This is a genomic window from Lactobacillus helsingborgensis (assembly GCF_003173695.1).
GTDB classification, from domain to species: Bacteria; Bacillota; Bacilli; order Lactobacillales; family Lactobacillaceae; genus Lactobacillus; species Lactobacillus helsingborgensis.
Map to the genome: position 1 here is coordinate 344,811 of NZ_CP029544.1, position 22,265 is coordinate 367,075.

The following is a 22,265-nucleotide window of genomic DNA, read 5'->3' on the forward strand; positions in this document are numbered from 1 at the left end:
TTAGTGATGATTGATTTAGGAAAAGGAGTGACAAGATGACAGACATATTAATTGCCAGTCACGGACATTTTGCCAGCGGCTTAAAAAGTTCCATTGATATTTTAACGGGAATGGCAAAAAAGATTCAGGTGATTGATGCGTATGTTGATAAATCTGATTATACGAAGCAAATTACGGATTTTATTCAAAATGCTAAACGTCCAGCCGTCATTTTTACTGATTTAAAGGGAGGTAGTGTAAATCAGAAAGTTGTTTTAAAGGCGGCCCAAGAAAAAGACATTTTTATTGTTACTCAAACCAACCTTGCAGTTGTATTGGCAGTCTTTTTAGACAATGAAAAGCTTACGAAAGAACATTTGCAGGATTTAATTAATCAAAGCCAAGTTGAACTGTTTCAACTTAATGATGGTGATGAGTCGAGCACTCAAGAAGATGAATTTTTTGGATAAGGAGAAATAAAATGATTGCACAACTTAGAGTAGATGACCGTTTAATTCACGGTCAGGTTGCATTAGTTTGGACCAAAGAACTGAATACACCAGGAATTATTGTAGCTAACGATAATGCAGCTAATAATCAAATGGTCCAGATGACGCTAAAAATGGCAACGCCAACGGGTAAAAAACTGCTAATTAGAACAGTTGATGATGCCATTAAAGTTTTTAACAATCCTAAGGGCGCCAATATGAGAATTTTTGCTCTGACCAATAGCGTTAAAGATGCACTGAAAATTGCCCAAAACGTTAAGGATATTGAAGGAATAAACGTTGCTAACGTTGGCCGCTTTGCCAAAGACGCCAATGATGCGGTTCAGCTTTCTTCAACCTTAATGCTGTCGCAAGATGAATTGGAGTCTTTAAAAGAACTGGCTAGTTTAGATATTCCTGTCTTTAACCAAGTGGTGCCAAGTAACGCTAAGACACCAATTAAAACCTTATTGAAAAACAAATAATGACTTAACTTTGAAGGAGGTAAATTATGTTACAAACAGCCTTTCTGGCAGCCCTCTGTGTTTTTATCTGCTTAGGCGGAAACTGGCTCTGGGGTCAAACAATGATTGAGCGACCATTAGTGGTTGGTACAATTATGGGCTTAATTATGGGAGATATGAGAACCGGTATCTTAATCGGAGCATCTCTTGAGGCTATTTTCATGGGCGCCGTTGATATTGGTGGTGCGCTCTCGGCTGAGCCTGTTACTGCTACAGTATTGGCAACTACTTTTGCAATTACTTTAGGGGTTAACACGAAAGCAGCCTTGGCTTTAGCTGTGCCCATCGGAGTTTTTGCGGCATTTATCTTAATGTTTATGAAGAACGTAGTGATGAATATTTTTGCGCCGCTGGTTGATAAAGTAGCTAGTGATGATAATTCTAAGGGTTTAACTAGACTTCATTTTGGGATGTGGTTTTTGAATTATTTTATCTTTTCATTAGTTACATTCTTCGCAGTTTTAGCCGGTGCTCGTCCGGTGCAACAATTAGTTGCGAAAATTCCTGCCAACTTAATGGCTGGTTTGGCAGCAACTGGTGGATTGCTCCCTGCCGTTGGTTTTGCCATCTTGATGAGAATGTTATGGAGTAAGCAACTTTCACCATACTACTTTTTAGGTTTTATCTTAGCTGCATATATGAATTTGCCATCAGTCGCTGTGGCTGCAGTCGGAATCATTATTGTTGTTATTCAATGGATCCGTGATAAGCAAATCATGGACATTGAAAATAAGCAAAAAGAAATGGTGGCTATGCCACATAATGAAAATCAGACCAAGAGTACTGAAACAACTGCTGAACAAGAAGAGGAGGACTTTTTCTCATGAAATTAACTAAAGATGTATCACCGACAGACAAGAAAATAATTAATCGAATTTTTTGGCGTTCATTCACAGTTTTTGCCAGCCGGGTAGGAGCAACTAAAGCCCATGCCCCTGGTTTCATGTATTCAATCATGCCCGCTCTTGATGAATACTATAAAAATGACAAAGAGGGTCACCGTAAAGCAATGATGCGCCATACAACTTGGTACAATATTACGCAAAATGTGGGTACTTTTGTAATGGGACTAGTTGCTTCAATGGAAAAAAAGACTGCCCAAGACCCTAATTTTGACCCTGAAACCACGGTTGCGATCAAAACTTCCTTAATGGGGCCATTATCTGGTATCGGCGATTCAATTTTCTGGGGAGTATTGAGAGTTATCGCTGCCGGTGTTGGTATTAGTCTGGCCAGTCAGGGCTCTATCTTGGGACCGCTTCTTTTCTTAATAATTTATAATGTACCGTCAATTTTAACGAGGTATTACTTAACATACATGGGCTTCACTTTGGGTGACACCTTTATTCAAAATATGTATGAAAGTGGCAGTATGAAGTTACTGAATAAGGCTGCTTCAACTTTAGGATTAATGATGATTGGCTGTATGACGGCGACAATGGTGCAATTTAAGTCTAAGTTAAGTATTCCGATTACTGGCGGTAAGCCAATTTTAATTCAGACATACCTTGACCAATTGTGGAAAGGATTAGTACCTTTACTAGTTACTCTTGGCTGCTACTGGCTTTTATCTAAAAAGGTTAATGTTAACTGGATTTTATTAGGAGTACTTGTTTTAGCAATTATTTTAGGATTAATTGGAGTGGTTTAATTGGATATAGCCGTGACACTACCGGAAATTATTGCTAGATTAGCTTTATCTATCGTAATTGCAAGTGTTATTGGTTTTGATCGAGAACATAAAAATAGACCAGCAGGAATAAAAACCCACGTTTTAGTTTGTGTTGGTGCTTGTATAATCGCTTTAATTCAAAAAAAGATTGGTTTTGATGCTCTGCAGATAGCAAACGCACAGCCCAAAATGGCGGGTGTTGTCAGGGCAGATGAAGCTCGTTTAATTGCACAGGTTGTTTCGGGAATAGGATTTTTGGGAGCAGGAACTATTTTAGTTCAGCACCGGACTATCTTAGGACTGACTACCGCTGCCAGTTTATGGGCAGTTGCTGGAATAGGATTGGCTTTAGGTATGGGTGATTATGCAATTGGAGTAGTAGGAGCAATAGCAGTAATTATAGTTTTGGTTTTTTCAAAAAGATTGATCCACATTCATCCAATGAAAAAGCTGGAGATAAAATATAAGCACAAAGTAGAAACAAAAGAGTTTATTAACGATTATTTTAAGAAACATAATATTACTGTTGTCAACGTAAATTTTAAAGTCACGCAAAACTTAAATGATATAACCTATGTTAATATATATGATATAGAAACCCCACGTTCTATTGATTATGCAAATATAATTGAAGATCTGTCTATGAATAAGAATGTCATGGAAATTCAATTAGTAAGTATTTAGGTTCATTAAGGAGAAAAGCCGATGACACGATTGCAAAAAATGGTATTGAAACCAAAAGAGCAGTTAGTGTCACGGCTTTTTTTGTCGCCTAAGTTAAGGCAGAATCTGACGGTTCTTTCATATAGTACTCATGATTTAATTAAAGCGATGAAAGAATTAAGTGTCAGCGATCCCTTTGTTCTTTTACGTGAACCGCAAAGTGACGCGATGCAAAATCTGGAATGGTTACGTGCACCTGAGGGAGAAAATCTAGTGGATCATTTGTTGGTCCAGGTTGATTTGAGTGATTGGCATGACTGGGAAAAACGTGCGGTCAAAATGTTGATCTATCATTTGGATGAAGATGGTTATTTAAGGGTGAGCTTGACTAAAATTATTGAGCATAGTGAGTTTTCGCTTGAAAACTTAACTAGAGCGAAGAAATTACTTCAAAGTCTTGACCCATGCGGCATTGGCGCTGTCGACCTAAATGAATGTCTCTTGCTTCAAGCGCGGCACAAACCTCACTTTAATCCTGTTGCCCTTGAAATTTTGCTCAATAAACAGTTAGAAATATTAGCTGATCCAAATCAATGGCATGATTCTGTATTTTCGGAGACGGAACTAACTGCGGCATTAGCTAGTATTCAGACTTTAGATCCTACACCGGCAAGTGATTATGTGACGGGAAAAAACACGCAATATTTACTTCCTGACCTTATTTATAAAGTAAATGACGGGCACTTAATGATAGAGAATTTGCAAAGTCAGATACCGGAAATGGTTTTTGATGAGCAAGCCTTTAATGAATTAAAAGAGCAGGCAGATGAAAATAAATATTTTTCCCAGCAAAAACAGCGTTATGAGGAAATGAAGAATGCAATTGCGGAACGGCAGAAGACTATTATGCGGCTGGGTGAATTTGTTGGTCAGTTTCAGTATGAATTTTTGACAACAATGCACAAAAAAGAATTAAAACCGCTGGGCTTAAAAGAAACCGCACAGGCGTTGAACCTAGCACCAAGTACGATTAGCAGGGCTATCAAGGATAAATACATCCAGTGTCAAAATAAAATTTTTAGTTTTAAAATGCTATTTCCGCGGGAAGTCACTACCGATTTATCACAAGCCCGCGTAGAATATGACTTGTGCAAAATTATTAGAAAAGAGAATACCCATGCGCCACTTAGTGACCAGCAGTTAGTGGAAATTTTTGCTAAACATGATGTCTTTTTAAGTAGGCGCGTCATAGCGAAGTACCGTAACAAGCTCAAGATACCCAACAGTTATGCCAGAAGAGCAAAATAAATAAAAGGGTCTGGGGGAAAAACTCTAACCTAACAAAAAGGCTGACAAATAACGTCAATAAAACGTTGATTTGTCGGTCTTTTTAAATTGTTAAATTTTTTAATTTAACTTCAAAGAGCACTTTTTCCCAGACTCTTTGTTTTAGCTAAAAGTGTTTATGGTAAATCATTACCGGCAGCTAAATAAATGTCATACCATTCTTGAGCTGTAAGGGAAATATCCGCCCCCTTGGCGCTGTCAATAATATGGGCTGGCGTCATTGTTCCTATAATAACTTGGGTATTTGCAGGGTGGCGTAAGATCCAAGCAGCGGCTACCGCATTTTTCGAAACACCTTTTTGATCAGCTACTTTTTGCAAAGCTTCGTTAACTTCCGGAAACTTCGGGTTGCCAATAAAGTTGCCTTCGATTTGACCATATTGGAAAGGTGACCATGCTTGGACAGTCATGTTGTGTAAGCGTGAATAATCTAAAACTCCGCGGTCATGATCAATACTGCGCTCATCTGTCATATTGGTGTGAATGTTGAAATCGATTGGACCGGTGTGCATGACGCTAAGTTGCAATTGGTTAATTAACAGTCTTTGGCTGACTCCACTTTGCAATAAGTCTACTTGCATCGGGTTAAAGTTTGATACACCAAAGTGTCTTACTTTGCCGTCTCTTTGCAATTCATCAAAAGCAGCAGCAATTTCTGCAGGATCCATTAAGGCATCAGGTCTGTGGAGTAGCAGACTGTCCAAATAATCAATTTTCATACGGGAAAGAATGCCATCGACTGCTTTAATCAAGTACTTTTTAGAAAAATCGTACCTCGTCGTCTTGTAATCTAATTTAGGATTTTCATAAATACCGGTCTTAGATTGAATATAAAAATCGTCTCGAGTTAACGATGACTTTTGGAATGCTGCACCAAAGACTTCCTCAGATTTGCCATGACCATAAATGTCTGCCGAATCAATATAGTTAATTCCTGCTTGATGGGCAGTTTCCAAAGTTTTAACAGCTTCGTCAACACTCAGTTTGTTCATGCGCATAATTCCCAGTGCAATGGCCGAACCGGTGAAGTTAGTATTACCAATTTTAATTTGTCTCATAATGTACCTCCTTTTCTTAGTATACGCTTTCTTTACCTATAATTATCAAAAAGTGTGGTTTTAATTTACATTTAACGATGATAACTAAAAACTAATATTTTTTTAAATATTATTTTATTTTTATCACAATTTTATATATAATAGATCTTACATAATTTTTTAATATTTATTAAAACAGTAGGAGAGAGAATTATGAGTAATAAGATTGGAATTATCGGAGACGGTCACGTTGGCAGTACGGTAGCGCAACAGCTGATATTAACAGGTCTGGTAGACGATCTCGTTATGATTGACGTTAATGAAGCAAAAGTTAGAGCAGATCAGCTTGATTTTCAAGATGCCATGGCAAATTTGAAGCACCACATTACTATTAATATCAATGATTATTCGGCCCTCAAAGATGCAGATATTGTAATTAGTGCTTTTGGAAATATTGAATTGGAAGCAGGCGGTGAACGTTTTGCCGAATTGAACTATAACCGTGATCGGATTGGAGATATTGCGAAGTCAATTAAGAAGAGTGGCTTCAACGGTATCTTGCTTGTTATTACCAATCCAGTAGATGCAATTACTAATATGTATCAGGAATTAACTGGCTTGCCGCGTAAACACGTGATTGGCACCGGTACTCTTTTAGATACAGCCCGCATGAAACGTGCGGTTGGTGAGCTCATGAATGTGGATCCTCGTTCAGTGGAAGGCTTTAACTTGGGCGAACATGGTAATTCGCAATTTACTGCTTGGTCAACAGTCAAAGTTTTAGAAAAGCCAATTACCGAAGTAGCTCAAGCAAAGCACTTAAAGCTTGAAGATTTAAATGATGAGATTAAGTTTGGTGGTCAAACAGTATATAAGGGTAAACAATATACTAACTATGGAATTTCGGCGGCTGTGACTCGTTTGGTAGAAACTATTCAAAGCGATGCCCATACTGAAATGCCGGTTTCAAATTATCAAGAAAAATATGGTACTTATCTGTCTTATCCTGCAATTGTTGGTCGTGACGGTATTATCCAAACTGTTGAATTAACTTTGACGGATGAGGAAGAAAAGAAGTTACAGGCATCTGCTGCAACAATTAAAGAAAAAGCCAATAAATAATGAAATAAGTCCTAGAGTTTATATATCTACTAGGACTATTTTTGATTTATTTATTCAAAATTATGGTCAAAATAGTCAACATATTTATATTACTTTAAAATCGTAGTGAATTTTAGCGCTACAAGGGGTATTCTTATAGTAATAAATGATGTAAAAAGGAAAAAACTATGAAAGCTATTACTGAAGATTATATTTTAGGACTTGATATTGGGACCAACTCTTGTGGTTGGGCTGTAATGGATAAGAAAAATAGGTTGTTAAGATTAAGAGGCAAGCGTGCCATTGGCTCACATTTATTTGAAGAAGGACATTCTGCTGCAGACCGGCGTGGTTTTAGGACTACTAGAAGGCGCCTTAAGCGCAGAAAGTGGCGCTTAAGACTTTTGGAAGAGATTTTTGCGGAGCCGATGGCTGAAGTGGATCCGGGATTTTTTGTGCGCCTGCATCAATCTTGGGTGTCACCATTAGATAAAAGCAGAAAAAAATACCAGGCAATTGTATTTCCAACAGCTAAGGCAGATCATGATTTTTATGAAAAATATCCGACGATCTATCATTTGCGTGACGCACTAATGAGGGAAGACCGTCAATTTGATTTGCGTGAAATATTTTTAGCTATCCATCACATTGTTAAGTATCGCGGTAATTTCTTACAAGACACACCCGTAAATAGTTTTGTCGCCTCAAAAATTGACGTGGCTACCTTTTTGACTAATGTTAACCAAGCCTATGCGGACAAATATGGCGAAGAGCAAAATTTTATTGAATTAAACGAGAATAATGCTGCTGCAATAGAAGCTGTAATTCGTGGCAAAGATAAAGACAAAACGACTAAACAGTTAGATAAAGCCAAAAAAATTGCCAAGTTATTGCAAAGCTCCACTAATAAATACGAGAAAAATGTTACTAGGCAGATAGCTAATGCCATTATTGGTTATAAGACACAGTTTGAAACTATTTTAGGTAAAGACATTGATAAAAATGACAAAGCTGATTGGGAATTTAAACTTTCCGACGGGGATGCCGATGACAAGCTTGAAAACTTGCTGCCAGAATTTGACGACAATGATCAATACATTGTGGCTGAGATCAAAAAATTATTTGGTTCGATTGCTTTAAGCCAGATAGTTTATGAGAATATGACTCTGTCACAGTCCATGAAATGTAAATATAAAGATCATGGTGATGACTATCATTTATTAAAGCAGTATATTGCAACTCTATCTGATCACGGTCAGGTAAGGAAACTGCTTTTAGCTTATGACTTGTATGTCAATAATCGTCATGGTCGCTTGCTGGAAGCAAAGAAAGAGTTTAAACAGGATAAAGCATTAACGCAAGACGAGTTTTATAAAATAGTTAAGGAAAATTTGGATGATTCCCAACTAGCTCAGAAAATTTTGCAGAAAATTGAAGAAGAGAAGTTCATGCCCAAGCAGCGGGTTAATAAAAACGGCTTTATTCCCTATCAATTGCACCAAATAGAATTAGATCAAATTATTGCTAACCAGAGTAAGTATTATCCATTTTTGGCAGAGGAAAATCCGGTAAAAGAACACCGCAAGCAAGCACCCTACAAGTTAGATGAACTGGTTAGATTTCGCGTTCCTTATTATGTGGGACCTTTGATTAGTCCAGATGGTAAAAGAAAAGATGGGCAACAAAATAAGAGCCAGGAAATGTTCAAGTTTGCGTGGATGAAGCGTAAAGATAATAACGGTGCAATTACCCCTTGGAATTTTGCCCAAAAAGTAGATCGCGAAACCTCAGCAAATAGATTTATTAAGCGCATGACCGTTAAAGATACCTATCTGATTGGAGAAGACGTATTGCCTGCACGCAGTCTGCTTTACCAAAAATTCGAAGTCTTAAATGAGCTGAACAATATTAGAGTTAACGGTAAACGACTTGAACCTAAGTTTAAGCAAAAAGTATTTAATGAACTGTTCAAACAGAAAAATAAGGTAACAAAGAAGGCGTTTAAGGAATTTATTTTACAAAATACCAGAATGAAAACGGCTGAGATAGATGGTTTGGCTGATCCCACTAAATTTAACTCTAGTTTGTCAAGCTACTATCACCTTAAGAGTACGAAAGTGTTTGATAAGCAGTTAGATGATCCACAATATCAAGCAGATTTTGAAAAAATAATAGAATATTCATCTATTTTTGAAGATGCAGAGATTTATCAAGAAAAATTACATAAAGAAATTAAATGGTTAACACACGCACAATTTAAAGCAATTGCAAACTGGCGTTTACAAGGTTGGGGCAGGTTGTCTCGCAAATTGCTGGTAGAGCTGAAAGGTAAAGGTGGGAAAAATATTATATATCAGCTCTGGAATACGCAGAAGAATTTTATGCAAATTGTGAATGAACCGGAATTGAAAAAAGCAATTGTTAAAGAAAACCATCAAGCAACAGAAGAAAAAGGCATTGAAAAAATTCTTGATGATTCCTTTACTTCCCCTGCTAATAAAAAGGCCATTAGACAGGTTATTAAAGTGGTTGATGATGTAGTTAAAGCAGCTGGTGGTAAAAAGCCTGCCCAATTTGCCATTGAATTTACAAGAGAGCCAAAGTGGAATCCACATCTATCGAATATTCGGGGTACTAAACTTTCGAAAATTTACGAAGATACTGCCAAAAAATTGGTAGATCAAAGTCTGACAGACAGTCTTAGAGAAAATATGACCAACCGTAATTTACTTAAAGATGAGTATTTCTTGTACTTTATTCAGGGGGGTAGGGATGCTTATACAGGCAAAAAAATTGATATTGATGATATCCCTAAAAAATATCAAATTGATCACATCTTACCCCAATCATTTATTACAGATGATTCACTAGATAACAGAGTACTGACTGAAATCGAAATAAATCAGAAAAAAGGTAAAAAATATGCTTCCCATCTTTTTGCTGCACAACCTGCTTTTGGGTTAAACCAATCAATTAGTGAAATGTGGAAGACATGGCAAAAAGCTGGATTAATTAGCCAGCGTAAATTGAATAATTTGTTATTTGATCCAGATTTAGTGAAAGATAAGCAGAAAAAAGGTTTTATAAACAGGCAATTGGTCGAAACCAGTCAAATTATTCAATTGGTTTCAATTATTCTACAAGATAAATTTCCAGATACAGAAATTATCACGGTCAAGGCAGGTTATAACACCGCTTTGCGTAAGAAATTAAAATTATACAAGAGTAGAGAAGCTAATGATTATCATCATGCAATTGATGCTTATTTAACAGCAATTTGTGACAATTTCCTTTACCAGGTATACCCTAATTTTCGACCGTTTTTCGTTTACGGACAATTTAAAAAATTTAGTCAAGATACGGATAAGCAAAAAGAAGCTATTAAATATTATGGTCTTAAAAATTTCTTGTTGCCGTTGCTAGATGACAGTATGGGTGATGAAGCTATGGTAAATCATACTAAGCATGTGGTCTTTCATAAACAGCGTGACATTTTTAACAGATTGATTCAAGCCTATAATTATAAGTATATGTTGGTGTCTCGCGAAACTACAACTGAAAACAGCAACATGTTTAATATGACAATTTACCCGCGTGGAGAACGGGATCGCAAAAAGACCAGAAAATTGATACCCAAAGGTAAAGATCTAGATCCAGCTATTTACGGTGGCTATAGCGGCAATACGGATGCGTATATGGTAATTGTCAAAATAGAAAAAACAAAAGAAACACTTTATAAGGTAGTTGGGGTCCCAATGCGGGCTTTAGCCAGTCTAAAGAAGGCTCAAAAGAAAGGTAATTACGACCAAGAGCTGAATAAAGTGCTTGAACCGCTAATAATGTTCAATAAAAATGGCAAAAGTAAAGCTGGCATAAAAGGTTTTACAGTAGTTAAAGATCATGTTCATTTTAAGCAGGTTGTTATAGACGGCGACACCAAGTTTATGTTGTATTCAGCACAATATAGGGCTAACGCTAAACAACTAACTTTGTCTCAGGAAACGATGAAAGTTGTAACTGATAATACTGATGATATGGATCAAAAAGATGCTGATAAAGATCAGCTTCTCCTGAATGCCTATGATGAAATTCTTGAAAAAGTTGATCAATATCTACCACTCTTTGATATTAATGGTTTTAGACAAGGGCTACATGACGGCAGAGCAAAGTTTGCTGCACTAAAAACCAGTGAAAAGAAATATACATTAAAAAATATTTTAAATGGTTTGCATGATAATTTAGTTACTCCTAATTTGAAAAACATAGGAATTAAGACCCCATTTGGGTTGATGCAGTCATCAAGCGGGATAACTTTGTCTCCTAATGCTAAATTGGTTTTCCAGTCACCTACCGGATTATTTGAAAAACGCGTTAAGCTAACTAATTTATAAGTGCATACAAAAAAGAGAGCTAGATTAATCGCTCTCTATTTTTGTGTATAAAAAAAGCCTCTGCTATGGAACCTAATATATAGAAATAATTAGAGCCTGAGGCGTGACGATAATAAATATCGCGTTGAAACTTGTACAAGAGTACATCGTTTGATTTTAAATCTGGTTGTTAAATCAATAATGATTAGAAGTTGGTAGCTAACCAACACCTATAGCTTAACATTTTTTCAAAAAAATACAAGGAGGAAATATGGGATGGAGATCAGTAATCATCACGCAGCATGCGAAATTAACATATTCAATGCAAATGATGATTGTTCAAACTCGTGATGGGATAAATCAAATTCCAATTGAGGATATTAATTTATTGCTTGTTTCAACTACACAGGCAGTGATAACTAGTGCACTTATTAGTAAGTTGGCGCAGAATCAAACCAAAATTATATTTGTTGATGAAAAAGACAATCCAGTTGTTGAAACAGCTGTTTATTATCCGGGAGCAAGAAATATAGCTAAGTTAAAGGAGCAGTTTAATTGGGATGAGCATTTAAAAGAATTATTGTGGACAAAGATTGTTAGTCAAAAGATCAAAAATCAGATTGTAGTTTTAGAAAATTATCATTTGGCTAAAGATGATGTTCAAAATGAACTGGATCAGTTGGAAATTAATGATGAAAGTAATCGCGAGGCAATTGCAGCGCGTAAATACTTTATGCTTTTATTCGATAAAAATTTTGTTAGACGTGATACTAGTGCGGTCAATGCAGCATTAGATTATAGCTATGCTATTTTGCTTTCTAGTTTTAACCGTGAAATTGTAATGAATGGCTATCTGACATATTTTGGTATTCACCACTGTTCGCAAGAAAACCAGTTTAATTTAGCTTCGGATCTAATGGAACCATTTAGACCATTTGTTGATTATTGGGTTAAGGCTCATGAAAGAATTAAAGAACTAACTCCAGATATTAAGTATGGTTTAGTTGAACTTTTAAGTTTAGAAATAAAGTTTAATGGAAAAAGTACTCTTTTAACAAATGCCATTACGGTTTATACGAGGGAATGTTTAAAGTTTCTGAGTGGGGATAGGAAAGAATTGCCAGAAATGGAGATGAGTTTGACTAATGAGGTACCGAATAATGCGCTTAATGATAATGTTTGATTTACCAACAGAAACGGCTGAAGAACGAAAAGAATATCGCCAATTTCATAAAAAGTTGATTAATGAAGGTTTTCTGATGGTTCAATTTTCAGTATATGTGAGAGTCTGTGTTACTAGACAAACCGCTAAATTCTTAGAAAATCGTATTAGAAAATTTTTGCCTCGCGGAGGACTAGTGCAATCGCTTATGGTAACAGAAAAGCAATATAATGACATGCATTTTTTAGTTGGAAAGCCAATTGATGATGTGCGTAATACTTCAGATAGGACGATAATTTTATGATTTTAACTTATGCAACTCATAAAAAATGGGTTCTAAAAAAATTTGGCGTAAAAATCATTGCTACAGGAAGTCCAATCGCATACCGTGACTTGATTCAAGGCTTTCAGGGGCAAAATCAACTCTTACTTTGCTCAGACGATAATTATAATGCACTAAATATTTCTGAAACCTTTGATTTTATAGGCGATCCGCTACTTAGTGGCGATATTACTAAAAAGTATATGACACATATTGTAAGTAGTTATATTACAAACTTGGATGAGGAAAATCGCAATAAGATTATTAAATCTTTTTATAATTTAGAAACTACTTTGCATGATACGTTATTACTTGAAGACTTACCTTTAGAAATTACTTTTGATGAAGACCTGAAAAAGTTACTTAAACTAACTGATGTTCATTTGGACAAAACTATTTTAAATAGTCCGTATGGTATAATAGAAACAGTTTTAAGAATTCACCAAGTTTGTAATTTGAGGACGATCCCCGTTATTTGTAATGTAGCTCATTACATAGAAGAACGGGAGTGGCAAGAATTAGCTAGTCTTGTTACTCAAATGAAATTGATTGTGATTTTAATCGAATTTACTGATGCTAAAAATTTGCAGATACCTAAAGACATACCTTTTTATTATATTGATAAGGATCTAGTTGATTGGTATTAACTATATTATTAAATTTAGATTGTTTTAGATAGTTGTTAAATTGATGATGATTAGAACATGGCAACATTGTTAATAATCCGGAAGCAGGTTTTAGATGGTTGTTAAATTGATGATGATTAGAACTTTACCACTTTAGCTTCCGTAATCGCATTAGTTTTAGATGGTTGTTAAATTGATGATGATTAGAACTGATTTGGAAAAAGCAGATGTCTGGTTTATGTTTTAGATGGTTGTTAAATTGATGATAATTAGAACTCTTCAAATGGCTCTTTGGCATCAACTACTGTTTTAGATGGTTGTTAAATTGATGATGATTAGAACGAGTAACTATAATCATCGTCATTATCGTTAGTTTTAGATGGTTGTTAAATTGATGATGATTAGAACCCTCGCCACACATTAGCGCCCCAGCGATTGGTTTTAGATGGTTGTTAAATTGATGATGATTAGAACCTTTAGAAAATGGCGAAATTGTCTTTACGAGTTTTAGATGGTTGTTAAATTGATGATGATTAGAACCCCCGTCGCTCGCCGCTAGGCAGGTCAAACGTTTTAGATGGTTGTTAAATTGATGATGAATAGAACGCCAACGGCTGCGCCCAAAGGGCCGCCAAAGTTTTAGATAGTTGTTAGATCAATACTCCTTTAATAATTTAAAATAAGTACCCTAAAATAAAGAAAGGTTTTTGTTTGTTTACATGAAAAATATACTAAAAAGTAACAACAACAAACTATACCTTTTGTCAGTGATCACCGATAACTTGGGCAGCTCTTTAATGTCATTTGCATTGCCGTTAATGATTCTTGATATTACTAAAAATGGTATCCACTTATCGATAATTTCCGTTATTGAAACATTGCCCATTTTGATTTTAGGTCTTCCAGCAGGTGCGTTAACAGATAAATTCGACGTTAAAAACATCCTCATTTTCAGTGATTTGATTAGATTAATCAGCTATTTGATTCTTTCCGCATCCTTTCTATTCCATTTAACAGTCAATTGCATGATTTTCATTATTTATGCGGTATCACTTGTTGTCAGTGTAACCAACACGCTTAATATGGTGTCAGAAATTACTTTTGTTTCTTTTTTAGTAGAAAAGAAGGATTTTTCTGAATTAAACAGTCTGGTTTATGGCATACAATATGCAGCTAATTTTGCATTGCCTATTTTAGGCGGGATATTATATCAATATATTTCACATAGCCTTTTAATTGGTATCTGTGCAGCTTTTTATTTAATTAGCCTTTTACTAGAAAAAAAGATAAGCTTGCAAACTAGGGCTACTGTTTTTAGCGGCTATGCAGCTCTCAAATCTGCACTTAAAACGGTAAAAACAGATATAAAAGAAGGACTGCAATATACGCTTAATCTTCATTCTGTTTTATATCCGTTAATATTAGCTGCACTAGTTAATATTGCTTCAGCAAATTTTGATAATGATAGTCTCATAATATTACGCACACAAATAGGACTTTCTTCTCAAAATATTGGAATAATTTCAGCCATTTCAGCTATCAGTGCCTTAATTGGTACTTTGGTGGTCAATTGGTTGAATGAACGCATTGGGTTTAATCTATTGTTTGTATTGTTAATTTTTGCAGGTGCTTTTTTTCGTGTAGTTTTTGTGCTGAGCCAAAATGTACCAACAATGGTTCTAGCAATTGCATTTGTTTCTATAATTGAATCTATTATTAATATTAGTATCATCACGAACAGACAACAACAAGTTGAACATAGATATCTTGGACGGGTAACAAGTATCTATAAAACAGTGTTAATTGGGGTAAACTCTTTGGGCTTTCTTTTAGGTGGTCTTGTCGCCAAAAAAATAGGTTCAAGATCAGGCATTGGAGTATCAGCAATTGCACTTTTGCTAGTTACCGTAATTAGTATTTATTTGCTGACACATAAAATAAAGCAGGATAATAAGCCTTAGCAGCAAAAACTTAAGCAAAAAAACAATTTAGAGGCAAAGTGGAAAACTGTGAAATTTTTATATATGCAGGTGATTTGTTTAAGATGACAGATGTATAAAAGACTATGATTCATAATAATAACTGTGAGGTTAAACCTAATTGCTACTTCAGTAAGACGGCTGGCTACAATTCAGAAGAAAACAGTAGTACATTTAATTGGGATTAATGCGATAATTTCATATCTAGCAGAGAATAAAAGACTAATAAATTGCTTATTACTGCACAAATTTATTAGTCTTTTTGAATGTAAAAATTTTTAAAATAGTAATTAATTACAATTTCTGTGATTTTAGTTATGAGAAGTTTTTGACCAAGAGTTATTGCCAACTATTAATCGTCCCAATGCCTTGTAGGGCACGATAGCTAGAGACCATCTGTATATATCAAGCAGAAAGATTATTTTTATTAAGATAGAAAATGATATTGGTGCATCAAATTGGGCTTCGCGCCATTGCTTGATGATTAATAGACTGTTTGACAAATACTGTACTAACAGCAAACCCACAATAATTGATATACTAAGCCACGGATTAGTTCTGGCGTAGATTAACAATGCTATTAAAGAAATCGCTGCTGCTGGTGTGATAATGATTGAAAATACAGGGATTAATAGGAAAAACATTACAAAAGTCTTGACCATAGTCGGCACAGAATTTGAACGTACGATGCGAATACCATAATTATTGAGACATTGAAAGCCACCTTGGCACCAACGTGTTCTTTGGCGTATTAATTTTTTATAATGAATAACACCTTGCTGCGCGATGCTGACAGTGTTGAGAAAGGTACCGTGATAGCCTTTTAGTAATCCCTTTAAGGAAAATTCACAATCTTCTAGCAAGGAAGATGACCAACCCACGTCTTTAGCCATTTTTAAGGTCATAAACTGTCCGTTCCCAGAAGCTAAGGATGAACCCCAGTTTGTCCTGGCCATTTGTAAAAGGGAATTATAAATGGAAAATTCAAAATTCTGCATTACCGCAATATTATGGTTGAGATTGTAAATGTTCACTCTTGTTTGCACTAAATCATAATTTGAATGATCAAAAGCATGTACTACCTGTTGCAAGTATTTTTTACTAGGATGACTATCGGCGTCTACTACCCCGATAATTGTCTCGTCTATTGAATAATTCATTTTAAAAATGTGATTAGCAGCATCCTGTAGCGCCGGACCTTTTCCCAGTTGTGCGTTAGGTTTGATGCGATGAATGACTATGATATCAGGATGATAAGCATATTTTTGTAATAAGGAAGATGTGCCGTCATTTGAATCATCGTCAATAAAGACGAGTTTAAGTTTGATAAAATCCTCGCACTGCTTTTGTAAATCAATTAATTTGGGGATATTTTTGCGTAAAGCTTGATATTCATTCATTGCCGGTATCAATAAGAACAGGGTTTTAAAATTGCGACTGCGTTCGCCGTACGGGTCCTGCTTGACATTATCACTAAATGTCAAATAGAGCATCCAGAACAAGTCAAAAACGAATGAACAGCCACCCAAAATTAATACGATGTCTATAAATAATTTCAATTTAAGGGTCTCCGATTATTTTTCCATAATTCTAAATATATTTCATGTTTATAATAACATTAATTGGTATAGACGTTAAATATATAATCTCTTAATTATTAGTAAAATATTTATATCACAATACAAATACACTTATAAAGATTGCTTTAATAGTGGTAAATTTAAGACTTTAAAAGATAAAAATACTTGTCATCTGATTATTATTCTTATTCATTTATTTTGATTAATTATAAAAATATAAAAATTATTTTAGTGTTATTTTAATAAGGGAAATATTTTAGGGAAGCTGTTATTTTTTGCACTTACTATTTATAAGTAGTTAGGATTCGGGTTGTCTGTTCAAACTATAATTTTTACCCTTGCTGTAATTTTAACGAGTGAAAAAACAAATAAAAAAACAAGCAGCTATCTGCTTGTCTGAAATTTTTTGCCTGAAAAATATTATTATTCGCCTTTAAAAGTGCCGTTTTCTACCTGACTAATGAAATCAGCTAAATGTTTGTAATAAACGTCCGGATTATCAACCATGTGGTGGTGACCACCATTAGGAGTCGTAACTAAACGGGAATTAGGAATTTCCTTTTGCATAATCTGTGCCGTAGCGATTGGCATTGTTTCATTTTCACCAAAGGTTAATAGTGTAGGCACTTTAATATTTTTGAGCTGATTCCTAAAATGCCAGTCTTTTAATTTACCGGTGATAACAAATTCGTTGTCACCTTGGAAGGCTTGGTAAACAGCGGAACCACCAATATCTTTTAGGTGATACAACTTAGACGGCTGTTTCCGATCAACAAAGTTTATGTTTAGAATGTTAACGTCTTCCTGGTAACGGGCATTGCCATAGTCATTATTCTGTTCACATTCATGCATAAAATCAATTTCGGTTTGGGGTAAAACCTCTTGGCGCCTGCGATTAACGGCCTTGACATAGTCGTCAATATCATCGACCATTGAAGAAATAATTGCACCTTTTAAGTGTTGCCCATATTTAACGGCATATTCTTGTACCAAAAGTCCGCCCCAACTTTGTCCAATCAGGTAAAAATTATCTAACCCCAATTTCTCTCTGACTTCATCAACTTCATCTAAGAAATAGTCGTAGGTTAAATATTTGCTGGCAATGGCTGGATCTGAGTAATCTGGCTGGTCGGAATAAAGAGAACCCAGTTGATCATACATTGTTACTTGAACGTTTAAGCCTTGCCTTTGCAGTTGTGCCGCGGTGTCCTCCCAGTATTCATGGTTGCCTCCAGGTCCACCGTGCAGAGCTAGTAAATGAATATCTCCTTTACCTTGGGTATTTGTCCATAGATGATAGCCGTTATCAAGCGTAATAATTTTTGTCCCTGTTTTCATATTTTTCTCCTTTTTATTATCAGTTAGACTCTATTTTAGCTCATTACAATGGAAAGAAAAACAAATCAAAAATGAAAAATGTTTTAAAATAGCAAATTTCGCTAAGCGCTTACGTGTTACAATGAAATTATTACTTTAGCTAAAAATTAAGGAGAATGAAAATGGCTGAACCCAAATGGTTAAAAGATATGGACAAAGATCAATATTTAAAGGAAGACTTTGATGCTCAAGGCAAAAGCCGTTATACTGTGGCGGATCTGATTAAGAACGATCCAGATTGGCTTGATAAGGCGGCAGAAAAAACACATGCTGCTACGGGCGACGATTATGTCAAGCTTGATAGCGGTCTGTTAACGGTTAACCAAATTAACTGGATGCTGCGCAATACAATCGGTGAGCTAACTTTTGTTGACGATAATAACCAATTCCTGTGGTACAACCGTCCGGTTGATCCTAATGTCAAAATGAAGGCTAAAAGGGTACCGGCACAAGTAGGAAATACGATGGGTGAGGTTCATCCCGATGTACGTGATGTCATTCCGGAAGCTAAAAAAGTTGTCCATGCTTTGCGGACCAAAGAAGGCGGACACGACACGGTTTACATGCCGGTCCCAACTGGCAACCTTAAGCAATTGGTTTTGCATTATTATAAGCGTGTTGAAGATGATGAAGGCAATTATGCCGGTATTTATGAATGGGTACAGGACCTTTATCCGTTAGTAAAATACTTCTGTGAAACGACGGGACAAAAGCTGGTAGTTGATCCAGACGCTACAACAGGAGCTACATATAGGAGAAATTCCGCTCCTGATGCTCAGACGAAAGCTTCAACTAAGGCTGCAGCAACTGCAGAAGAAGCCAAGGTAGTTGAGCCGGACACTGCAACAGGAGCTTCTCATAACTAAAAATAAATTAAATATTTGCAAGTGGTAGTTAGACTGGTTCTAACTACTTTTTTGTTATACTGATAATAGGTAGGCTTATAAACACAGTTAGAGCCTAGAAGGAGGAAAATAGCTATTCTTAACTATATTTGGTAGATATAAAACGATTAATAGCAGCTTTTATAAGCGGATTAATTATAAAAAATAGGTTGAATTATTTTAATAGAGGTAATTATGTTATGACTTTTTACACACTTAAATATATTGAGCAAAATCAAAATACCAGTAAAACTATTCTATATGTTTTGATTGCAGTCGCGGCTTTGACCATGATTGCTTTCACCGTACTTTATCTCAGACACAGATTTGATACCCGTTACCGTGATTTAGGGATTATTGCGCTATTATTTTTATTATTATTTATGGGAACGCAATATGAAAAATATGTACAAACTAATGTAGTAAAATCGCAGTCTGAACAAATTGGCCCCTTTATCAAATCAGTGGCTAAAGATAATAAGGTCCCGGTCTCTGATGTGATGGTCAATTCTACCACGTTGCAAGATGGCTTAATTGTCAGAGTAGATTCAAAAGACATTGATTACCAGTTGGAATTAAATGATGACAATAATTCATATACATTAAAGCAGGCACACGTGATCAATCACAAAGTCGATGTCAAGAATTAGGAGGAAGCAATAATGAACTATACGCAGCTTTTTATTAAATTTGTTTTAGGTGTGTTAACTTTAATTTTTCAAATCAATGTTTTTGGCAAAAGTAACATTGCTCCTACAACTGCTTTGGACCAACTGCAGAACTATGTTCTTGGTGGCATCATTGGTGGTGTTATCTATAACGCTAATATTTCCGTTTTACAGTTTCTGCTGGTTTTGATTGTTTGGACATTAGTGGTCTTTATTTTGAAGTTTGCCCGGGAACACAGTAATTTTATTCGCAGTTTGATTGATGGTAAGCCAATTCAAATAGTTAAAAACGGTCAGGTTTTACCGCGTAATTGCTTATCTGCTGGACTTTCGGCCAATGAATTAATGTTTAAATTACGCAGTCAGGGCATCTATTCTGTTGATCAAGTGAAAAATTGTATCTTTGAAAAGAATGGTCAACTAACCGTAATCAAAAAAGATGAAAATAATGTCCGTTTTCCTTTAATTAATGATGGTCAAATTAACCAAGATGTGCTTGAATCTATTAATAAGGATGAAGATTGGCTGAATAAACAGCTCAAAAAAGCTGGTTATGATGATCCCAGTGATATCTTTTTAGGTGAATTTGAAAATGGTCAAGTTTCTTTCACGGGTTATAAGCAAAAATAGAAAAGGGAAATAAATGGAAAATTTGAATAAGGCGCAAAACTTAGTGCAAAATGCGGAAGCTGTGATAGTAGTTGCTGGTAATGGTTTAGCTAAAGCGGAAGGGCTTGACCTTTTAGGTGAGGAAAATTTTGAGCGGGCTTTTCCAGATATTGTGCAAAAATATGATGTCCACTCTGTAGGCTATGCACTTGACCAGCACCTTTCTTCCTGGTCTGAAAAGTGGCAGTTATGGTCGCGCCTTATTCAAAAATATTCTCTGGCGTATCGTCCCAGTGAAACATTAAAACAATTAAAGCAGTTAATTGGTAAGCGGCAATATTTTATTGCTACCTCAACTTTTGGTCATTTTTTCGAAACTGCAGGTTTTAACGAAAATCGTATCTTTAATGCTTTTGGGGACTGGACCAAGATGCAGTGTTCCAGTGGTGTCAATCATGGTCTGCAAGACTCTTACAACGTGATGCAAAAATTTGTTGCAGCTAAGTCAGGTGCAGCTTTAGAACATCTGGTTCCCAAATGTGAAGTTTGCGGGCAGCCACTGGAAATTCACATGCCTTTAAACGATCATTTTTACCCAGATACCGATGCCAATACCCGTTTCCGTTGGTTTTTGACTGGCAATGAGGACAAAAATACGGTCTTTTTAGAACTGGGTGTTGATGAAACCAGTCCGCAATTGCGTGAGCCAATTGAGCATTTGGTTGCCGAATACCCGCAGTGGTCGTACGTTGCCGCAGATTTCCCGCAAGAAACGTTACTGCCCGAAATTCAGGAGCGTAGTGCCGGCGTGAATGGAAATACAGCGAGTTTAATTAATTATTTAGTGACGGAGTAACTGATTTTCAATGAGTATTTACGTAAAAAATGGCGTGCTGCATGTTTCTGGCGTTCAAGATAAAATAAGGGGCAAAGGGCAGGAATGGCCTGATTTTATTGCAGACTATACCATGCTTGATATTGAAACCACGGGTTTAAACCCATATCGCGATCATGTGACCGAAATGGGCGCAGTTAAAGTACGTAACAATAAGGTCGTGGATGAATTTAGCCAGTTGGTAGTTTATCCGCGTTCAAACCGTGTTCCCAGTTTTATCACTAAGTTAAACGGTATTACTGAAGAACTGCTGCTTAAAGAAGGAAAGCCTGTAAAAGAAGTAATGAAGTCTTTTCGCAGTTTTATTGGTGATGATATTATCATTGGTTACAATGTCAATTTTGACTTGAATTTCCTGTATGATTTAACGCAAAAGTTTCATTTGCCTGAACTGAATAATGACTATGTTGATGTTTTGCGTCTAGCTCGCGTTTATTATCCCAAGCAGCATAACCGCTTGCTTGACTGTATTCAACGCGCGGGTATTGCCCAAGTAGAGCAGCATCATGGTCTGGATGATTCTCTTGATACTAAAAAAGTTTATGATGATTTTCGCCAACATTTTACGCCCGAACTTTTAGAAAAAGCACAAGGCAAACTAAAAAACTTTGATTTATTACAAGATGAACTTGAAACTTGGGAATTGGGTTTTCGTAACCCGGTTAACAATAAGAAGATTGCTTTTGCTCCCGAAGTAGAAATAGATGCTGCTGAAGCTGCACAAATGGTTAATAATATGAACGGGATTGCGCAAACTGGGGTTAAAGCGGATACTGATTATTTAATCATGAGTGATGATGGCTTTTTTAGTAAAAGCAATGCGGAAGCTCTCAAAGCGAAAGAATTTAATCGCGCTGGGAGTAAAATTAAGCGTCTGTCTGAAAGCTATTTCTTAAATATGCTTGATGAATGGGCTAGGAGTTAAAAAGAGCTAAGTTAAGAGTCCTGAAAGTTTGCCTACTTTTAGGACTTATTTTGTTAA

The 22,265-nt window shown here is 35.8% G+C and carries 20 protein-coding genes and 1 CRISPR repeat array; of the genes, 17 read left to right on the top strand and 3 right to left on the bottom strand.

Annotated features, from left to right (window positions below; translation table 11 throughout):
* Positions 1 to 35 precede the first annotated feature (35 nt).
* The 6 genes from DLD54_RS01650 to rpoN are packed head-to-tail and all read left to right on the top strand — an operon-like array spanning position 36 to position 4,634.
* Positions 36 to 449 (top strand): PTS sugar transporter subunit IIA, encoded by a 414-nt coding sequence (locus DLD54_RS01650; protein ID WP_038521250.1) that lies wholly within the window; start codon positions 36 to 38, stop codon positions 447 to 449.
* Between the two features lie 11 nt (positions 450 to 460).
* Complete coding sequence (locus tag DLD54_RS01655; protein ID WP_038521252.1) at positions 461 to 952, top strand: PTS sugar transporter subunit IIB; 492 nt, start codon at positions 461 to 463, stop codon at positions 950 to 952.
* 26 nt (positions 953 to 978) lie between these two features.
* On the top strand, positions 979 to 1,818 hold the full coding sequence (locus DLD54_RS01660) for a PTS mannose/fructose/sorbose/N-acetylgalactosamine transporter subunit IIC (RefSeq protein WP_109918019.1): 840 nt from the start codon (positions 979 to 981) through the stop codon (positions 1,816 to 1,818).
* Positions 1,815 to 2,642 carry a PTS system mannose/fructose/sorbose family transporter subunit IID gene (locus DLD54_RS01665; RefSeq protein ID WP_038521258.1) on the top strand — a complete coding sequence of 276 codons (828 nt, stop codon included), beginning with the start codon at positions 1,815 to 1,817 and terminating at the stop codon, positions 2,640 to 2,642. Before DLD54_RS01660 ends, DLD54_RS01665 begins: the two co-directional genes overlap by 4 nt.
* Positions 2,643 to 3,347: an MgtC/SapB family protein gene (locus tag DLD54_RS01670; protein WP_046326724.1), complete on the top strand. Its 705-nt coding sequence runs from the start codon at positions 2,643 to 2,645 to the stop codon at positions 3,345 to 3,347. It abuts the gene before it with no gap.
* 21 nt (positions 3,348 to 3,368) lie between these two features.
* Positions 3,369 to 4,634 carry an RNA polymerase factor sigma-54 gene (gene rpoN / locus DLD54_RS01675; RefSeq protein WP_109918020.1) on the top strand — a complete coding sequence of 422 codons (1,266 nt, stop codon included), beginning with the start codon at positions 3,369 to 3,371 and terminating at the stop codon, positions 4,632 to 4,634.
* A 155-nt stretch (positions 4,635 to 4,789) separates the two neighbouring features.
* On the opposite strand, the gene DLD54_RS01680 is transcribed toward rpoN, so the two are convergent.
* Entirely contained in the window at positions 4,790 to 5,731 is a 942-nt protein-coding gene (locus tag DLD54_RS01680; RefSeq protein ID WP_109918021.1) for an aldo/keto reductase, read from the bottom strand.
* 192 nt (positions 5,732 to 5,923) lie between these two features.
* On the opposite strand from DLD54_RS01680, the gene DLD54_RS01685 reads away from it, so the two are divergent.
* The 6 genes from DLD54_RS01685 (at position 5,924) to DLD54_RS01710 (ending at position 15,252) form a co-directional block, all read left to right on the top strand.
* Positions 5,924 to 6,832 (top strand): L-lactate dehydrogenase, encoded by a 909-nt coding sequence (locus tag DLD54_RS01685; RefSeq protein WP_109918022.1) that lies wholly within the window; start codon positions 5,924 to 5,926, stop codon positions 6,830 to 6,832.
* Positions 6,833 to 6,999: 167 nt separating this feature from the next.
* Complete coding sequence (gene cas9 / locus DLD54_RS01690) at positions 7,000 to 11,202, top strand: type II CRISPR RNA-guided endonuclease Cas9 (protein WP_109918023.1); 4,203 nt, start codon at positions 7,000 to 7,002, stop codon at positions 11,200 to 11,202.
* A gap of 250 nt (positions 11,203 to 11,452) precedes the next feature.
* Complete coding sequence (cas1, locus tag DLD54_RS01695) at positions 11,453 to 12,364, top strand: type II CRISPR-associated endonuclease Cas1 (RefSeq protein ID WP_109918024.1); 912 nt, start codon at positions 11,453 to 11,455, stop codon at positions 12,362 to 12,364.
* On the top strand, positions 12,342 to 12,647 hold the full coding sequence (gene cas2 / locus DLD54_RS01700; protein ID WP_109918025.1) for a CRISPR-associated endonuclease Cas2: 306 nt from the start codon (positions 12,342 to 12,344) through the stop codon (positions 12,645 to 12,647). Before cas1 ends, cas2 begins: the two co-directional genes overlap by 23 nt.
* Positions 12,644 to 13,312, top strand: a complete 669-nt coding sequence (gene csn2 / locus DLD54_RS01705; RefSeq protein WP_109918026.1) for a type II-A CRISPR-associated protein Csn2 — start codon at positions 12,644 to 12,646, stop codon at positions 13,310 to 13,312. Before cas2 ends, csn2 begins: the two co-directional genes overlap by 4 nt.
* A 21-nt stretch (positions 13,313 to 13,333) precedes the next feature.
* A CRISPR array of direct repeats spans positions 13,334 to 13,897; the repeat unit is 36 nt; unit sequence GTTTTAGATGGTTGTTAAATTGATGATGATTAGAAC.
* 113 nt (positions 13,898 to 14,010) lie between these two features.
* Positions 14,011 to 15,252: an MFS transporter gene (locus DLD54_RS01710; RefSeq protein WP_147442450.1), complete on the top strand. Its 1,242-nt coding sequence runs from the start codon at positions 14,011 to 14,013 to the stop codon at positions 15,250 to 15,252.
* A gap of 329 nt (positions 15,253 to 15,581) precedes the next feature.
* Here DLD54_RS01710 and DLD54_RS01715 read toward each other — a convergent pair whose 3' ends face one another.
* Both DLD54_RS01715 and DLD54_RS01720 read right to left on the bottom strand, forming a co-directional pair.
* Complete coding sequence (locus DLD54_RS01715) at positions 15,582 to 16,829, bottom strand: glycosyltransferase family 2 protein (protein WP_109918028.1); 1,248 nt, start codon at positions 16,827 to 16,829, stop codon at positions 15,582 to 15,584.
* Positions 16,830 to 17,273: 444 nt separating this feature from the next.
* Positions 17,274 to 18,188, bottom strand: a complete 915-nt coding sequence (locus DLD54_RS01720; protein WP_109918029.1) for a proline-specific peptidase family protein — start codon at positions 18,186 to 18,188, stop codon at positions 17,274 to 17,276.
* Positions 18,189 to 18,349: 161 nt separating this feature from the next.
* Between DLD54_RS01720 and DLD54_RS01725 the strand changes: the two genes are divergently transcribed.
* The 5 genes from DLD54_RS01725 to DLD54_RS01745 all read left to right on the top strand — a co-directional run bounded on the left by DLD54_RS01725 (position 18,350) and on the right by DLD54_RS01745 (position 22,208).
* Positions 18,350 to 19,093 carry a PAS domain-containing protein gene (locus DLD54_RS01725; protein WP_109918030.1) on the top strand — a complete coding sequence of 248 codons (744 nt, stop codon included), beginning with the start codon at positions 18,350 to 18,352 and terminating at the stop codon, positions 19,091 to 19,093.
* A 218-nt stretch (positions 19,094 to 19,311) separates the two neighbouring features.
* On the top strand, positions 19,312 to 19,761 hold the full coding sequence (locus DLD54_RS01730) for a DUF3290 domain-containing protein (protein ID WP_109918031.1): 450 nt from the start codon (positions 19,312 to 19,314) through the stop codon (positions 19,759 to 19,761).
* A gap of 12 nt (positions 19,762 to 19,773) precedes the next feature.
* Entirely contained in the window at positions 19,774 to 20,409 is a 636-nt protein-coding gene (locus DLD54_RS01735; RefSeq protein ID WP_109918032.1) for a DUF421 domain-containing protein, read from the top strand.
* Positions 20,410 to 20,422: 13 nt separating this feature from the next.
* Complete coding sequence (locus DLD54_RS01740; protein WP_109918033.1) at positions 20,423 to 21,244, top strand: SIR2 family NAD-dependent protein deacylase; 822 nt, start codon at positions 20,423 to 20,425, stop codon at positions 21,242 to 21,244.
* A 10-nt stretch (positions 21,245 to 21,254) separates the two neighbouring features.
* A complete protein-coding gene (locus DLD54_RS01745) occupies positions 21,255 to 22,208 on the top strand; it encodes an exonuclease domain-containing protein (RefSeq protein ID WP_109918034.1) in 954 nt (317 codons plus the stop codon).
* Positions 22,209 to 22,265 lie beyond the last annotated feature (57 nt).

Coding starts and splice junctions, on each gene's coding strand:
- DLD54_RS01650 (WP_038521250.1), top strand. CDS start 36: ATGACAGACATATTAATTGCCAGTCACGGACATTTTGCCAGCGGCTTA.
- DLD54_RS01655 (WP_038521252.1), top strand. CDS start 461: ATGATTGCACAACTTAGAGTAGATGACCGTTTAATTCACGGTCAGGTT.
- DLD54_RS01660 (WP_109918019.1), top strand. CDS start 979: ATGTTACAAACAGCCTTTCTGGCAGCCCTCTGTGTTTTTATCTGCTTA.
- DLD54_RS01665 (WP_038521258.1), top strand. CDS start 1,815: ATGAAATTAACTAAAGATGTATCACCGACAGACAAGAAAATAATTAAT.
- rpoN (WP_109918020.1), top strand. CDS start 3,369: ATGACACGATTGCAAAAAATGGTATTGAAACCAAAAGAGCAGTTAGTG.
- DLD54_RS01680 (WP_109918021.1), bottom strand. CDS start 5,731: ATGAGACAAATTAAAATTGGTAATACTAACTTCACCGGTTCGGCCATT.
- DLD54_RS01685 (WP_109918022.1), top strand. CDS start 5,924: ATGAGTAATAAGATTGGAATTATCGGAGACGGTCACGTTGGCAGTACG.
- cas9 (WP_109918023.1), top strand. CDS start 7,000: ATGAAAGCTATTACTGAAGATTATATTTTAGGACTTGATATTGGGACC.
- cas1 (WP_109918024.1), top strand. CDS start 11,453: ATGGGATGGAGATCAGTAATCATCACGCAGCATGCGAAATTAACATAT.
- cas2 (WP_109918025.1), top strand. CDS start 12,342: ATGCGCTTAATGATAATGTTTGATTTACCAACAGAAACGGCTGAAGAA.
- csn2 (WP_109918026.1), top strand. CDS start 12,644: ATGATTTTAACTTATGCAACTCATAAAAAATGGGTTCTAAAAAAATTT.
- DLD54_RS01710 (WP_147442450.1), top strand. CDS start 14,011: ATGAAAAATATACTAAAAAGTAACAACAACAAACTATACCTTTTGTCA.
- DLD54_RS01720 (WP_109918029.1), bottom strand. CDS start 18,188: ATGAAAACAGGGACAAAAATTATTACGCTTGATAACGGCTATCATCTA.
- DLD54_RS01725 (WP_109918030.1), top strand. CDS start 18,350: ATGGCTGAACCCAAATGGTTAAAAGATATGGACAAAGATCAATATTTA.
- DLD54_RS01730 (WP_109918031.1), top strand. CDS start 19,312: ATGACTTTTTACACACTTAAATATATTGAGCAAAATCAAAATACCAGT.
- DLD54_RS01735 (WP_109918032.1), top strand. CDS start 19,774: ATGAACTATACGCAGCTTTTTATTAAATTTGTTTTAGGTGTGTTAACT.
- DLD54_RS01740 (WP_109918033.1), top strand. CDS start 20,423: ATGGAAAATTTGAATAAGGCGCAAAACTTAGTGCAAAATGCGGAAGCT.
- DLD54_RS01745 (WP_109918034.1), top strand. CDS start 21,255: ATGAGTATTTACGTAAAAAATGGCGTGCTGCATGTTTCTGGCGTTCAA.